This is a genomic window from Variovorax sp. Soil_C_19, from assembly GCF_057657255.1.
On the sequence record NZ_JBDGIV010000018.1, the window covers coordinates 17,882 to 32,654 of the forward strand.

General features: G+C 69.6%; 14 protein-coding genes. 6 read left to right on the top strand and 8 right to left on the bottom strand.

The genetic code is table 11. The features are described from left to right. Positions 1 to 6: 6 nt before the first annotated feature. Together AC3A6R_RS24135 and AC3A6R_RS24140 are read right to left on the bottom strand one after the other, a co-directional pair. Positions 7 to 693 (bottom strand): TIGR02117 family protein, encoded by a 687-nt coding sequence (locus AC3A6R_RS24135; RefSeq protein ID WP_487865839.1) that lies wholly within the window; start codon positions 691 to 693, stop codon positions 7 to 9. 14 nt (positions 694 to 707) lie between these two features. After that, positions 708 to 1,958 (bottom strand): Y-family DNA polymerase, encoded by a 1,251-nt coding sequence (locus AC3A6R_RS24140; RefSeq protein WP_487865840.1) that lies wholly within the window; start codon positions 1,956 to 1,958, stop codon positions 708 to 710. A 142-nt stretch (positions 1,959 to 2,100) separates the two neighbouring features. On the opposite strand from AC3A6R_RS24140, the gene AC3A6R_RS24145 reads away from it, so the two are divergent. Further along, entirely contained in the window at positions 2,101 to 2,940 is an 840-nt protein-coding gene (locus AC3A6R_RS24145; protein ID WP_487865841.1) for an RNase A-like domain-containing protein, read from the top strand. Positions 2,941 to 2,948: 8 nt separating this feature from the next. Then, positions 2,949 to 3,257, top strand: a complete 309-nt coding sequence (locus AC3A6R_RS24150; protein ID WP_487865842.1) for a contact-dependent growth inhibition system immunity protein — start codon at positions 2,949 to 2,951, stop codon at positions 3,255 to 3,257. Positions 3,258 to 3,290: 33 nt separating this feature from the next. Here AC3A6R_RS24150 and AC3A6R_RS24155 read toward each other — a convergent pair whose 3' ends face one another. Then, complete coding sequence (locus AC3A6R_RS24155) at positions 3,291 to 3,911, bottom strand: hypothetical protein (protein WP_487865843.1); 621 nt, start codon at positions 3,909 to 3,911, stop codon at positions 3,291 to 3,293. Between the two features lie 98 nt (positions 3,912 to 4,009). On the opposite strand from AC3A6R_RS24155, the gene AC3A6R_RS24160 reads away from it, so the two are divergent. Then, complete coding sequence (locus AC3A6R_RS24160) at positions 4,010 to 4,294, top strand: contact-dependent growth inhibition system immunity protein (RefSeq protein ID WP_487865844.1); 285 nt, start codon at positions 4,010 to 4,012, stop codon at positions 4,292 to 4,294. A gap of 42 nt (positions 4,295 to 4,336) precedes the next feature. Then, positions 4,337 to 4,900 carry a putative glycolipid-binding domain-containing protein gene (locus tag AC3A6R_RS24165; protein WP_487865845.1) on the top strand — a complete coding sequence of 188 codons (564 nt, stop codon included), beginning with the start codon at positions 4,337 to 4,339 and terminating at the stop codon, positions 4,898 to 4,900. 8 nt (positions 4,901 to 4,908) lie between these two features. On the opposite strand, the gene AC3A6R_RS24170 is transcribed toward AC3A6R_RS24165, so the two are convergent. Beyond that, on the bottom strand, positions 4,909 to 5,913 hold the full coding sequence (locus AC3A6R_RS24170; RefSeq protein WP_487865846.1) for a Bug family tripartite tricarboxylate transporter substrate binding protein: 1,005 nt from the start codon (positions 5,911 to 5,913) through the stop codon (positions 4,909 to 4,911). Continuing rightward, positions 5,910 to 6,824 (bottom strand): LysR substrate-binding domain-containing protein, encoded by a 915-nt coding sequence (locus AC3A6R_RS24175; protein ID WP_487865847.1) that lies wholly within the window; start codon positions 6,822 to 6,824, stop codon positions 5,910 to 5,912. Before AC3A6R_RS24175 ends, AC3A6R_RS24170 begins: the two co-directional genes overlap by 4 nt. Before the next feature lie 136 nt (positions 6,825 to 6,960). Between AC3A6R_RS24175 and AC3A6R_RS24180 the strand changes: the two genes are divergently transcribed. Together AC3A6R_RS24180 and AC3A6R_RS24185 are read left to right on the top strand one after the other, a co-directional pair. Further along, positions 6,961 to 9,696 carry a tannase/feruloyl esterase family alpha/beta hydrolase gene (locus AC3A6R_RS24180; protein WP_487865848.1) on the top strand — a complete coding sequence of 912 codons (2,736 nt, stop codon included), beginning with the start codon at positions 6,961 to 6,963 and terminating at the stop codon, positions 9,694 to 9,696. Beyond that, entirely contained in the window at positions 9,696 to 11,084 is a 1,389-nt protein-coding gene (locus AC3A6R_RS24185; protein WP_487865849.1) for an alpha/beta hydrolase family protein, read from the top strand. The genes AC3A6R_RS24180 and AC3A6R_RS24185 overlap by 1 nt, the downstream gene beginning before the upstream one ends. A 16-nt stretch (positions 11,085 to 11,100) precedes the next feature. Here AC3A6R_RS24185 and AC3A6R_RS24190 read toward each other — a convergent pair whose 3' ends face one another. From AC3A6R_RS24190 to AC3A6R_RS24200, 3 genes are all read right to left on the bottom strand, one after another. Continuing rightward, complete coding sequence (locus AC3A6R_RS24190) at positions 11,101 to 12,444, bottom strand: MFS family transporter (RefSeq protein WP_487858435.1); 1,344 nt, start codon at positions 12,442 to 12,444, stop codon at positions 11,101 to 11,103. A 107-nt stretch (positions 12,445 to 12,551) separates the two neighbouring features. Beyond that, positions 12,552 to 13,709: an alpha-hydroxy acid oxidase gene (locus AC3A6R_RS24195; RefSeq protein ID WP_487858434.1), complete on the bottom strand. Its 1,158-nt coding sequence runs from the start codon at positions 13,707 to 13,709 to the stop codon at positions 12,552 to 12,554. 148 nt (positions 13,710 to 13,857) lie between these two features. Further along, positions 13,858 to 14,760, bottom strand: coding sequence for a LysR substrate-binding domain-containing protein (locus tag AC3A6R_RS24200; protein WP_487865850.1), 903 nt, complete (start codon positions 14,758 to 14,760; stop codon positions 13,858 to 13,860). Between the last annotated feature and the right edge of the window lie 13 nt (positions 14,761 to 14,773).

Below are 14,773 nucleotides of genomic sequence, written 5' to 3' on the forward strand. Positions count from 1 at the left end.
GCGCGCTCAAGGCGGCTGCAACGGCTGCAGGTGCCAGGTCACGTTGAAGTCGAACGGCGTCCATCGGCTCACCGTGACGCCCGCCTGGCGCAGCGCGCGGCCGGTCCAGGTGTTGCAGGTCTCGAACAGGTGATAGCCGCCTTCGGCCTCGTAGAACGCGTCGTCGTTGCCGTAGTGCGCACCAGCGATGGGCGTGGCGCGGCCTTCGGCCAGCGTCGCGCGCACGTAGCCGACAAGCCGCGCGTACTGTGCCTGCGAAAGCGGCAGGTGCCAGGCATTGCCTTGTAGCTGGGCACGCGTGAGATAGGTCACGTGGAGCAGCGCGCGGTTGCCGCCGAGCAGGGCGCCGAAGGCGCGCGGCACGGTGAGATCGGCCCAGGTCGGCGTGTGCAGGTAGAACTCGCGGTCGCCCCAGCCGATGGCGACGAACTCGGCCTCGGGCGCCACGGCCTTGAAGTGCGCCGGCGGAAAGAGCTGATCCCAGTCGATGGTGGCCGAGCGGACCGGAAACACCAGGTCGGTGTGCACGCCGTTGCTCAGCACCCAGGCCTCGACCGCGGGCGGCTGCGCCGGCACGCGCGCAGCCGGGTTGGCGGGCCAGAACATCAGCACGCAGGCCGCGGCCACGTAGAGCCCTGCAACCATCACCAGGCCCGACAGCAAGAACGCGACGCGCCGGAGCCAGCGTGCCATTGCAGGTCCGCTTCTCAGAACAGCGACGCGGTGGCCGACACGGCGGCACTGGCGGCGGCGCGCGGCACCGCATTGCCCGGCGCCGCCAGCGCTTCGGGGCTCCCGGCCTTGGCCAGAGCGCCCACGCGCACGCCCAACAGGCGCAGTGGTCGTTCGAGCGGCACGCGCTTCAGGCACAGGCCGCCTGTGTGGCGGATCGTCTTCGCGTCGTTCGTGAAGCGGTCGATGGTCTGGTCGCGCGTGGCGATCTTGAAGTCGTCGTAGCGCAGCTTGATGCCGATGGTCTTGCCGACGTAGCCCTTGCGCTGCAGGTCTTCGGCCACCTTCTCGCACAGGTGGGTGAAGATCGCGCCGAGTTCCGCGCGGTCGCGCACCGCGTGCAGGTCGCGCTCGAAGGTGGTCTCGCGGCTCATCGAGACCGGCTCGCTCTCGGTCACCACCGGCCGGTTGTCGCGGCCCCACGCGACCTCGTGCATCCAGGCACCGGTCGACTTGCCAAAGTTCTCGATCAGCCAGCCCCGCTCGCAGGCGGCGAGCTGGCCGATGGTCTCGATGCCCAGGCGCTTGAGCTTCTCGTCGGCCTTGGGCCCGATGCCGTTCACCTTGCGGCAGGGCAGTGGCCAGATGCGCGTCTGCAGGTCGTCCTCGAACACCACCGAGATCCCGTTGGGCTTGTTGAACTCGCTCGCCATCTTGGCGATGAGCTTGTTGGGCGCCACGCCGATCGAGCAGGTCAGCCCGGTGGCGTCGAAGATGGCTTTCTGGATCAGCCGCGCGAGCGTGCGGCCGCCCTCGCGCTGGCCGCCGGGCACGTCGGTGAAGTCGATGTAGACCTCGTCGACACCGCGGTCCTCCATCAAGGGCGCGATCTCGGCGATGACCTTCTTGAAGGTGCGCGAGTACTTGCGGATCTCGTCGAAATCCACCGGCAGCAGGATCGCCTGCGGGCAGAGCTTGGCGGCCTTCATGAGGCCCATGGCCGAGCCCACGCCGAACTGCCGCGCCGGGTAGGTGGCGGTGGTGATCACGCCGCGGCCCACGTAGTTCTTGAGCCGCGCGAAGGCCCCCACCGGAATGTCGGCCAGCGTGCCGCCGGGCGGCAGGTTGCGCATCGCCTCGTCGACGCTGCGGCGGCCGCCGCCGATCACCACCGGCAGGCCCTTGAGCTGCGGATAGCGCAGCAGCTCGACCGACGCGAAGAAGGCGTCCATGTCGAGGTGGGCGATGCGGCGAAGTGGCGGTGTTGGCGCGGGCGAGGAACTCACGGCCCCGATTGTCTCGCGGCCGGGGTGTCCTTGCAGGCGCTGCCGCCCGGCTGGCCTGCATGCCAGAATGCGGCCGACAACGGTTTTGACCCGACCGTCCGATGGCATGAACACACCCATGGCAACGAAAGGAATCCCCGGCATGGATGACGAAGTCGAAGGTATGACGATCGCCCTGACACCGGTGCAGATGGCGGCGGTGCTCGGCGACCAGGAGGTGCCTGAATCCGCCAGCCTGAGCAACCGGCTCTGGGGCACGGTCGGGCTCGTGGGCGGCGTGGTCGAACTCGTCGGCGCCGGCGTGCTGTGCCTTGCGCCCGAACCCACCATGGTCAGCAAGGCCGGCTGCGTGGTGCTGGGCGTGCACGGCTTCGACACGCTCTCCACCTCGGGCCGTCAGGTCTGGACCGGCGTGCCGCAGCGCACCGCCACGGCAGTCACCGCGACCTCGGCCGCCGAGGCGCTGGGCGCGTCGCGCGAGACGGCCGAGGGCATCGGCCTGGCAGTGGACGTGGCGGTGCCGCTGGCGGTAACCGCCGGCCTTGGCGCCGCGCGCATCGTCTCGGTGATGCGGGGCGGCCGCATCCGTTTGGTGCAGCACGAGGCCGCTGCAGGAACGCGGCTCGGCGGCCACACCATGGCCCGCCATGTGGGCCAGACCGATGCCCAGCTCCTGGCGCGCGTGCGAACCCCCACGCGGCCCGGCCCCAAGGCCGTGTCGACCTTCAGCGATCTCGCCATCGCGGAGCGCGCCATCTCCGAGACGCTGCGCGCCAACTCGGCTGCCGTCAAGGCGTGGTCGCGCACCGCGGCGGCCGGCAGCAAGTCGCCGGAAATCGAACACGTGGTGGGCTACGTGGTCGGGCGGGGCGTGCAGTTCGGCAGCACGGCGGTCAACGACCTCAGCGGCGTGCGGATCATCCTCAAGATGGAAAGCTACAACGGCAAGCCGTTCTACATCCTGACCGCATATCCGATCTGAGACCAGCCGTGGCTGTGCCGAAGCGCTACAACCTGCTGGGCGACCTGACCAGCATCTACTTCGGCCAGGACGCCGACATCCTTTTCGGCGAAACGGCCGAGGAGATCATGGCGAGCCTGCGTGAGACCTGGACAGCCGGCGAGGTGCACGCACTGCGCACGCAGATGGTCGATTTCATGAACGCGCACCGCGACCCGGTCGAGCTGGAGCAGGTGTTCTCGCGGGATTTCCACCGCTCGTACCGGCCGCCGGAATTCGGGAACACCGCCGAAGAATTCCTCAGGTCCGTGCTGCTTGCGTTGCCGCTTCGCGGCTGAGCGCGTAACGGCCTGACCGTCGGAGTCGTGCGGCTACAGCAAGCCCGCGGCCTCGCCCGTGGTCCACACGTCGGCCCCGAGTTCCTTGGCGAGGGCCGCAATGAGCTGCTGGGTGCGCGCACGCAGCGGGACGATGCGGTCCCGAAGGCCTGCGCGCGGCAGCGTCACCGCGACACCAAAGTCGTCGGAGTCGGGATCGCTCTCGCGAATGTAGAGCGTGCCATTGCGTGCCCACACTTCAAGTTCCCAGCCTTGGTCCTGGTCGTCGTAGATCAGGCCTTCGTCCGTTCCCGCCAGCGCCTGCAGCACATGGTCCATGGCGGCGAAGGTGTCATACCAGGGAAAGGACAGGCGCACGCCCGCCGCCTCGTTGTCGAAGCGCAGGTCGAGCCAAAAATACTGCCGCACCTGGTCCAGCTTCATGCCATGCCGGCGCGCGAGGTCGACGATGCGGCGGTAGTAGGCGGCGAGCTCCGCCTCGTGGCCGGGCAGCTCCGCGCTGCGCACCTGCAGCCGTTCCGCGCGCGGAAACGAAGGCAGCACTAGCGGCTCGGGCCGCTGGTAGGCCGCGGCCTGGAATTCTTCCGAAAGGTGAAAGGCGATCTCGGGCTCCAGCGCGGTGATCGGTTTGGCGTCGGCGAACCAGGATTCCACGTGCACGCTCCTGAAATGATCGAGCGGAGGATGTTAGCCGGACGGCGCCGTGGCATGCTGGCGTTCCCACCTCGAAAACTCTTCGACGAGCAGATGCCATGCACCGCTACGAACTCCTCGAGAACCTCACGAGCGTCTACTTCGGCCAGGGTGCCGACGTGCTCTTCGGCGAGACCGGCGCCGAGATCATGGCCGAGTACAACCAGGACTCGACCCCCGGCGAGCGCAACGCGCTGCGCGCCGAGATCGCCGATTTCGTGCAGACCCATCCCGCGCTCGAAGCCGATTTCGCGCGGCTGTTCGAGCGCAACTGGTTGCCGCCCGACTTCGGTGCGACCGCACGCGAATTCCTCGACCACGTGCTCGCCGCGCTCGCGCCCTGAGAACGCTTGCCTCGGGCGCGCGCTCGCGCGATCATCCGTGGCATGCAAACCGTCGCATCCATCCTGTGGCGCCGGCTCGACGTACCGGGCCATGACGCCTGCCGTCTCGAGCGCAACGCCTCGGCATGGCAGCTCGACGGCGCCGCCGTGTTCCGCCTCGAGGACGGCCGCAACGGCCAGCTGCACTACCGCGTGCGCTGCGACCTGCACTGGCACACGCAGTGGGGCACCGTGCGCGGCTGGCTCGGTGGCGCGGCGGTCGACCTGGCGATCGCGCGCGATGCGCGCGGCCTCTGGAAGCTCAACGACGAGCCGGTGCCCGACCTGTCGCACTGCATCGACCTCGACCTCGGCTTCACGCCGGCCACCAACCTGCTGCAGCTGCGCCGGCTTCATCTGGCAGTGGGCGAAGGCGCCGACGCGCCGGCCGCCTGGGTCGACCTCGACGGCGGCGGCGTGCTCACCGAACTCATGCAGCGCTACGAGCGCACCGCCGACGATGCCTACGGCTACGAGGCGAAGCGCTTCGACTATGCGGCGACGCTGCAGGTGACCGGCGACGCCTTCGTGCGCGACTACCCCGGCCTCTGGATCGCAGAGGCCTGAGCGGTCGGTCAGTCGAACTGCGACCGGTCCCCAGCCCCCAGTTCCCGGTTCCGCCGCCGGTCCGCCGCGATCTCGCGCGCAAAGTCGTCGCTGCTGCCCACGGCAGGGATGTTGTGCGCCTCGCGCAGCCGGCCTGCGAGCGGCGCGCCAACCAGCAGTCGATTGATCTCCGCATTGAGGCGCTGCACCACCGCCGCCGGGGTGCGCGCCGGCGCGAAGATGCCGAAGAGCGAATCGCGGTTCGCCCTCTCGAAGCCCAGTTCCGCTAGCGTGGGCACCTGCGGCAGCGCCTCGATGCGCGCGGGCGCGCCCACCGCGAGCGCGCGCAGCCGGCTGCTATCGATGTACTGCAGCTGCTGCGCGGCGACGTTGGTCGACAGCACCTCGAAGTGCCCCGCGAGCGCATCGTTGAGCTGCGGTCCGCCGCCCTGGTAGGGGACGTGCGTGATGTCGAGGCGGCCCTGCAGGCGCACCTGCGCCAGCACCATGTGTCCGAGGGTGGCCACGCCCGAGGTGGCCCAGCGCAACGCGCCGGGATGGCTGCGCGCCAACCCGACCAGGTCGTCGAAGCTGCGGCCCGCGAAGGCCGGCGTGCCGACCACCAGCACCGGCGTGCGCATGACGCTGGCCACGGGCGCGAAGCCGCGCAGCGGGTCGTAGGCCACGCGTGCGAGCAGTGGATGCAGGGTGAGCGGGCTGATGGCCGAGAAGGCGAGCGTGCAGCCGTCGGGTGCGGCGCGCGCGAGCGCATCCATGCCGACACTGCCGCCCGCACCGGCGCGGTTTTCGACCCGCACCGGCACGCCGAGGGCGTCCGCGAGCGGCTCGGCCAGCGCACGTGCCATGCCGTCGCTGACACCGCCGGGCGGGTACACCACGATCAGCCGGAGGGGCCGCAGCGGCCACGCCGGCGCAGCGGCCAGCACCAGGCGCGGCGCGGCGCAGGCGGCTGCGAGCAGCGCGCCCGCCTGTCGCACGAAATGCCGGCGCGACGGCGCGGGCGTGTTCATCATGACCGCGGGGCCTCGGCGGCGAGCCGGCGCAGCAGCGCGGCGAAGTGCTGCGCGGGCAGGCTGTCTTCGTCGGCGCGCGACACCAGCGTGAGCGGCGCATCGAGCTGGCCGCCATCGGCGAGGCGCGCATAGGCGATCGCATCCGCATGCACCCCGGCCATCGAGGCCGGCACCACCGAGAGGCCGACGCCAGCGGCCACGAGGTTGAGGTTGGTCATCATGCGGTCGACTTCGGCCACCACGCGTGGACGCAGGCCCTTGGCAAGGCACAGCGCGAGCAGATCGGCATAGAGGCCGGGCGCGCCGGGGCGGCGCACCAGGATGATGCCTTCCTCGCAGAGCCTGGCGAGCGGCAGCGGGCGCGCACCCTTGCCGCGCGCCAGCCGATGGTCGCTCGGCATCGCGACGAGCACCGGCTCGCGCAGCAGCGTCTCGAACATCAGCCCCTCGGGCCGCGCCACCGGCACGCGCAGCAGGCCGCAATGCAGCCGACCGGCGGCCAGCGCCTCGGTGAGCGCGGCGGCGTGGTCCTCGCGCAGTTGCAAATCGATGTCGGGGTGCGCGCGCCGAAACGCGCGCAGCGCGCCGGGCATGAAGCGGTGCGCCGCGGCCGAACTCGTGAAGCCGACCGACAACGTGCCTGCCTGGCCGCTCGCCACGCGCGCCATGCGCTGCTTCATGGCCTCCATGTCCTGCAGCATGCGCAGCGCCTCGGCCAGGAACAGCCGGCCCGCATCGGTGAGCGCCACGCCGCGCGGATGGCGGCGGAACAGCAGCATGCCCAGCTCGCGCTCGAGCGCCTTGATCTGCAGGCTCAGCGGCGGCTGCTGGATGCCGAGCTGCTCGGCGGCGCGCGTCATGTGGCCCGTCTCGGCCACGGCGGTGAAGTACTTCAGCGCGCGGATGTCCATGGGTTGTCTCTCATATATTTTTTATATTGAACAGGCGGCTTATCTTATTTGACCCGAAGTCATACGTCGACTTATCGTCCGGCCGCCTGATCAAACAACAAGCGGTCCATCGAGACTGCATGCCGGAGACGAACCCATGCGCCCACCGCGCCCGCCCGCGTCGATGCCCAAGACGATGTTCCGCGCCTGCCGCCCGTACGGCGCTGCGCTTGCCGTGTCGCTGGCGCTGGCCGCTTGCGGCGGCGGGGGAGGCGGCAGCAGCAGCGGCTTCTTCCTGCCACCGCCGGCCGCAGGTGGTCACCCATCCGGCGAAGACCCGCCTGACAATCCGCCGCCGCCGCCCGTGGTGCCGGTGCTCTCGTGCGCCGAACTGGCCGGCAGGAGTGTGCCGGCTTCGGCCATCGGGCTGCCGACGGGGGGCGCCACCGTGACCAGCGCCACGCCCGTTGCGGCCGGTGATCCGGGCAACACGCTCGGCGAGCATTGCCGTGTGCGCGGCACCATCGAGCCCGTGGACCCTGCAGCGCAGGCGATCCAGTTCGCGCTCAACCTGCCCGAGCAGTGGAACCGCAAGACCATCCACTTCGGCGGCGGCGGGTTCAACGGCGTGCTGATCGACGGCACCGAGGCGATCCGCTTCGGGCCTGCGGCCAAGCCCGCGCCGCTTGCGCTCGGCTACGCCACCTACGGCGGCGACTCCGGCCACCAGTCGAGCAGCATCACCGACGCGCGCTTCGCAGCCAACGACGAGCAGCTCGCCAATTACGGCGGACTTGCACTCAAGAAAACGCGCGACGTGGCCCAGGCGCTGGTGCTCGCACGCTACGGCGTCGAGCCGGAGAAAGCCTATTTCCTCGGAACCTCCACGGGAGGGCGCGACGCGCTCAGCCACATCCAGCGCTGGCCGCTCGACTACGACGGCGTGATCGCCAACGAGCCCGCGCTCAACTACACCGGCACTCGGCTGTCGAACGTGGCCGTGGGCCGTGCGCTCTACACAAATGGCGGTGCCGGCTGGATGAACGTGGCCAAGACGCTGCTGGTGCAGAAGACAGTGCTCGATGCGTGCGACAGGCTCGACGGCGCGGCCGACGCCATCGTGAGCAACGTCGAGAGCTGCCGCCAGCTCAATGCGCCGATCCTCGCCTCGCTGCGCTGCAGCGGCGGCACCGACAACGGCGACGGCTGCCTGTCGGACGCGCAGCTCGCGACGGTCCGCACCATCGAATCGCCGCTCGAGTTCGCCGGCTACAGCCTGGCCAACGGCGTGCGGCGTGCCGGCGGCTATAACCTGCTCGAAGGCGCCCTCGTGGCCGGCCCGTACACCTCGCGCGACCTCGGCACGCGCAAGGTGCCGGGGAACCCGGCCACATCGGCCGATGCGAACATGTACGTCACGGGCGATCAGTGGGTGAAGTACTTCGTCACCCGCGTGGCCGACTTCGACACGCTGGCCTTCGATCCGCTCGACCCCGGCATGTACACCTCGCGCGTGGCCGAGGTGTCGCGGCTGTCCGACGCGACCGACCCGAACCTTGCGCCCTTCTTCGCGCGCGGCGGCAAGCTCATCATGCTGCACGGCCTGGCCGACGAGGTGATCAGCCCCAACTCCACGATCGACTACTACAAGCAGATGGTCGCCATGCTCGGGCAGGCCGCGGTGGACGAGAGCGTGCGCTTCTACACCGTGCCCGGCATGGGCCACGGCACCGGCGTGTTCATTCCCAACTGGGATTCGCTCGCCGCGCTCGAAGGCTGGGCCGAAAAAGGCCTGGCCCCCGAGACCGGCATCGCGGTGGATGCGGTGGCCGGCACCTACGGCCGCACCCGCCCGCTGTGCCGCTATCCGGCCTGGCCCAAGTACCGTGGCAGCGGCAGCCTCGATGCGGCCGTCAACTACAGCTGCGTCACCGAGGTGGGCGACCCGCTCGCCTGCCCGAACCTGCCCGCGGCACCCACCACCTACAAGGGCGGCAACAGCTTCGGTGAGGAACTCAGCGTGGCGATCGATCCTGCCACCATGGCCTACACCGTCACCGTCGATGCGAGCCTGCAGCGCGCGGCGGGCACCGTGCGCAGCGGCGCGCTGGTGTCGCAGGGGCAGTGCAGCTACACGAGCGGCGAAAGCGGCGCGGTGTTCTCGTTCGCGGCCGGCGGCGTGCTGCTGGGCGGCGTGAACGCGCCCGCTGGCGGCGGCTTCGCGCCGCTGCTTGCGTTCCGCGACACCTTCGAGAACGCGGCAACGCCCACGGTGTTCAATCCGGTCGCGAACATCTTCAATGCGGTGGGCGTGCAGCAGGGCGGTGCGGGCCCGGTGGCCTACGAAGGCGCGGTGCGCTTGCGCAATGCGGGCACTTTCCAGTACTGCCGCCATGCCGCCAGTTTCATCGTCTACGACGCTTCCTGCACCGACACAGAGAAGGGCTACATCAGCTACAACGCCGCACGCAACGCCTTCGACCTGCGCACCACCTCGCCCACGAGCGGCGCCACCACCACTGGCGGCACGCTCACGGGCTCGATGGTGATCGGCCTCGTCAACGGCGCCGCGCTGCCGCTGCACCTGGTGCGCGAATCGGCCGCGAATTTCGGCCTGCGCCTGTACGCGGCGCAGCAGAGCCTGGCCGCAGGCGCGGCCGATGGCAGCTACGCCATGGTCAGCGTGGCGGGGCAGGCCGGCGAAGCCACGCTGGCCGGCAGCAGTTTCAACCTGCGCGGGGCCGCAGCGGCGCTGCGCTACGACACGCCGGTGCCGGGCGTGGCCGAGGCCGATGCGGGCCGGCCCGGGCATCTCATCTTCAACAGCGGCGTCGTGGGATTCGTGACCGGTTCTGGCACGGATGCGGCGCTTGAACTCGGAGCAAGGCATTGATGAACACGAAACAGGCTTCCTCTCGGCGACATGCACGGCTGGCCTCGGCCGCCGGTCTCGCACTCGCGCTCATGAGCGGCGTGAACTCCGCGCATGCCGCCCGCGCCACCGCGCCTGAGCCCGCTACGTGCCCGCAGCCCGTGCCCGAGGGCGCGCGCTGCTACACGGGCGCCGACGGCGCAGGCGCGTTCTACTGGATCGCGATCCCGAAGGACTGGAACCGCGGGGTGCTCGTGATGCATGCGCATGGCGGCCCCGAGACCGGTCCGCCGCGGCTCGCGCGTAGCGAGCAGGACCTCAAGCGCTGGGCCATCACTGTGAAGGCGGGCCACGCATGGGCCGGCTCCAGCTACCGCCGCGGCGGCTACGGCGTAACGATGGCCGCCGAGGACACCGAGCGGCTGCGCCGCATCGTCGTGCAGCACTTCGGTCCGCCGCGCCGCACGCTGCTGCACGGCCAGAGCTACGGCGCGGGCGTGGCCGCCAAGGCGGCCGAGCTCTATGCGCCCGCGGGCGGCGCCGTCAAGAGTCCGTACGACGGGTTGCTGCTGACCAGCGGCGTGCTCGGCGGCGGCAACAGCGCCTACGATTTCCGGCTCGACCTGCGCGTGGTCTACCAATACGTGTGCCGCAACCATCCGCGCCCCGACGAGCCGCAATACCCGCTCTGGCAAGGCCTGCCGATGGACGCGAAGCTCACGCGCAAGGACCTGGCCGAGCGCGTGCGCGAATGCACCGGCGTCGGCCTGCCGGCCGCACAGCGCACGCCCGAGCAGGCCGCGCGGCTCAAGACCATCCTGGCCGCGGTGAAGATTCCCGAGCGCGCGCTCGTCGGCCACCTGAACTGGGCGACCTGGCTGTTCCAGGACCTGGTGCAACTGCGGCTCGGTGGCCGCAACCCCTTCGGCAACGTCGGCGTGCGCTACGCCGCGCCGACCCCCGCCGAGGCCGACGCGCTGAACGCCGGCGTGATGCGTTATGCGGCCGATCCGCAGGCCAAGGGCGCGCTCGCGGCCGACAGCCAGCCGACGGGGCGCACTGGGCTGCCCACGCTGGGCCTGCATGCGATCGACGACCCGACCGCCTTCGTCGAGCTCGAAAGCGCCTACCGCCGCATCCGCGATGCCGCGGGCACCGGCGAGTTGCTGGTACAGAGCTTCAGCGCCGAGCGCGAGCACAGCTACCTGGCCGAGTCGCAGTACCCCGCGCTCTTCGATGCGCTGCTCGACTGGATCGACAAGGGCGAGAAGCCCACGCCCGAGCGGCTTGCCGCGCGCTGCACGGCACTCATGCCACGTTACGACACCGACGGCAAGAACGGTTGCCGCATCCAGCCGGCATGGCAGCCGCCGCCGCTGGAAAGTCGGGTGCCGTCGCGCGCGCCCTGAATCTGCCGTCGTGCGCTCAATGGTCGTGATGCAGGTAGCTCGCCTGCCGCGGCAGGCGCAGGCTCACGAGAAAGGCCACCACCATCATCACGGTCACGTACCAGAAGAAGGCCGACTCGTGGCCCAGCGCCTTGAGGCCCAGCGCCACGTATTCGGCCGAGCCGCCGAAGATCGCATTGGCCACGGCATACGCCAGGCCGACGCCGAGGGCGCGCACTTCGGGCGGGAACATCTCGGCTTTCACGATGCCGCTGATCGAGGTGTAGAAGCTCACGATCGCGAGCGCGACGACGATCAGTACGAAGGCCACCACGGGGTTGGTGGTGTGCTGCAGCGCCGTGAGGATCGGCACCGTCGCGAGCGCGCCGAGGCCGCCGAACAGCAGCATGTTGTTGCGCCGCCCGATGCGATCGGACAGCGCGCCGAACACCGGCTGCATGCACATGTAGACGAACAGTGCGCCGGTCATTACGTAGCTTGCGGTCTTGATCGGCAGGTGCACCGTGTTCACCAGGTACTTCTGCATGTACGTGGTGAAGGTGTAGAAGATCAGCGAACCGCCGGCGGTGTAGCCCAGCACGGTCAAGAAGGCCGGCATGTGGTGCTTGAAGAGCCCGGCCATGGTGCCGGCCTCCTTGTTGGCCTTGGCCTCGGCGCTCTGCGTTTCGTGCAGCGTGCGGCGCAGCAGCAGAGCCACCACCGCGGCCACGGCGCCGATCACGAACGGAATGCGCCAGCCCCACGCCTTGAGCTCGGCCTCGGTGAGCAGCTGTTCGAGCACCACGATGACGAGCACCGCGAGCAGCTGCCCACCGATGAGCGTGACGTACTGGAACGACGAGAAGAAGCCGCGCTGGCCACGCAGCGCCACCTCGCTCATGTAGGTGGCGGTGGTGCCGTACTCGCCCCCGACCGACAGCCCCTGGAACAGGCGGCACACCAGCAGCAGGAACGGCGCCCAGGCGCCGATCTGCGCGTAGGTCGGCAGGAAGGCGATGACGAGCGAGCCGGCGCACATCATCGTGACCGAGATCAGCATCGATGTCTTGCGCCCGACCTTGTCGGCGATGCGGCCGAACAGCCAGCCGCCGATCGGCCGCATGAGGAAGCCGGCCGCGAACACGCCGGCCGTGTTGAGCAACTGAACGGTGGGATCCGACTGGGGGAAGAAGGCCGACGCGAAGTACAGCGCGGAGAAGGCGTAGACGTAGAAGTCGAACCACTCGACGAGGTTGCCCGACGAGGCCGCCATGATCGAGAAGATGCGGTGGCGCTTCTCTTCGGGCGTGTAGTGGGGTGGAGACAGGGTGGATGCGGCGGACGCCGAAAGGCCTCCGGCGCCGGGCTGAGCTACGGTCATGATGGTTTCTGCCGCCTCGAGGGCGATGTTGTTGGAACCGTCATTCTCGGCACGCCTTTTGGGGCGTGCTTGTCAGCCGTTGCCGCAAGCCTGCAGCCGATGGGGGCTTAGAACGTCCCCGGCAGCAGGATCCCCGAATCCACCGTGTCGATGTCGGTACGGCCGCAGAAGGCCATCGTGAGGTCGAGCTCGCGGTGGATGATCTGCAGCGCGCGCGTCACGCCCGCCTCGCCGTACGCGCCCAGGGCATAGAGAAAGCTGCGGCCGATCAGCGTGCCGCGAGCGCCCAGGGCGCGCGCCTTGAGCACGTCCTGGCCGCTGCGGATGCCGCCGTCCATCCAGACCTCGATTTCGCGGCCCACGGCATCGACGATGGCGGGCAGCGCGGCGATGGAAGACGGCGCGCCGTCGAGCTGGCGTCCGCCGTGGTTCGATACGATGAGCGCATCGGCGCCGCTCGCGGCCGCCAGGCGTGCGTCTTCCACGTCCATGATGCCCTTGAGGATCAGCTTGCCGCCCCAGCGCTTCTTGATCCATTCCACGTCGGCCCAGCTCAGCGCCGGGTCGAACTGCTCGGCGGTCCACGACGACAGCGACGACAGGTCCTTCACGCCCTTGGCATGGCCGGCGATGTTGCCGAAGGTGCGGCGCTTCGTGCCGAGCATGCCCATGCACCACCGCGGCTTGGTCGCAAGGTTGATCAGGTTCTTCAGCGTGGGCTTGGGCGGCGCGGTCAGGCCGTTCTTGATGTCCTTGTGGCGCTGGCCGAGGATCTGCAGGTCGAGCGTGAGCTGCAGCGCCGACACGTTGGCGGCGCGGGCGCGCTCGATCAGGCGCTCGATGAAGTCGCGGTCCTTCATCACGTAGAGCTGGAACCAGAACGGATGGCGCCCGGTGTGTTCGGCAATGTCCTCGAGCGAGCAGATGCTCATGGTCGACAGCGTGAACGGAACGCCGAAGGCCTTGGCCGCGCGCGCGCCGAGGATCTCGCCGTCGGCATGCTGCATGCCCGTGAGGCCGGTCGGCGCAATGGCCACGGGCATGGCGACGTCCTGGCCGACCATGGTGGTGCGCGTGCTGCGGCCCTCCATGTTCACCGCCACGCGCTGGCGCAACTTGATGCTCTGAAAGTCGCTTTCGTTGGCGCGGTAGGTGCCTTCGGTCCACGCGCCGGAATCGGCGTAGTCGTAGAACATCTTCGGCACGCGTCGCTTGGCGATCACCCGCAGGTCTTCGATGGTGGTGATCTTGGAAAGGTCGGGCAAGGGGTGTCTCCTCGGTATCGCTTGTAGGGGTCGGCCGGTGCGGCGTTGGCGCGCCATTATGGACAGCAGGCAGGCTGCGCCCGCGCCGAGTGTGGCGCGCCGCGGCGCGGCCGATCTGAAAAATACCCGCGGCGGTGCTGAAAAGAATTCAGGGCTGTGCGCCGTCGCGCAGCGCCTGCCGCAGCCATTTGACGAACGTCGCGCACTCCCAGCGCTCCATCGCGCCCGGGCGCCAGCACAGGAAGTACGCATTGGGCGACGGCACGCTGCGCGCCGAAAGCCGCACCAGCCGCCCGCTCTCGAGCCAGGCGCGGCCGAGCCGCAGGTGCATCAGCACGACGCCGAAGTCCTCGGCGGCCGCGTCGAGGGCCAGGCCCAGGTCGTTGAACTGATGGCCCGTGGCCGGCTCGGGCAGTCCGATGTCGCAGGCCTTGAACCAGATGCGCCACGACTCGAGCGGCGTGCGCAGCAGCTGGGCCCGCGCGATCTCGGCCTCGCTCGCAAAGCCCTCTTCGAATGGCCCGTGGCGTGCCAGGTAGGCCGGGCTGCAGGCCGGCGACACATCGTCGGCCAGCAGTTGGCAGAACTCACGGTCATGAAAGGGTCCGCTGCCGAAGCGCAGTTCGAGGTCGGCTTCCTCGGCAGTCTGGTTGCGCACCGGCATGGTGACCTGCAGCATCAGTTCGATGTTCGGATAGGCATCGCGAAACTGTGCCAGCCGCGGCAGCAGCATCTGGCGCGAGAAGGTGGGCGTGACGGCCACGCGCAGCCGCCGCAGCTGCGATGCGGGCTCGCGCCCGGGCACCTGCTGCAGCGCGGCGATGGCCTCGCGCACGCGGGCAAGGTAGGCGAGGCCGTCGGTGCTGAGGCCGAAATCGCCGCCGGAAAAGAACTTGAGTCCGAGCTGCAGTTCGAGCTGCCGGATGCGGTGGCTCACCGCGCTCGGCGTGACGCTGAGCTCCTCGGCGGCAAGGTTCACGCTGCGCAGCCGCGCGACGGCCTCGAAAGCGAGCAGACCCTGGGTCGACGGAAGGCGCGTGGTGGAAACCATGGGGCGATGTTAG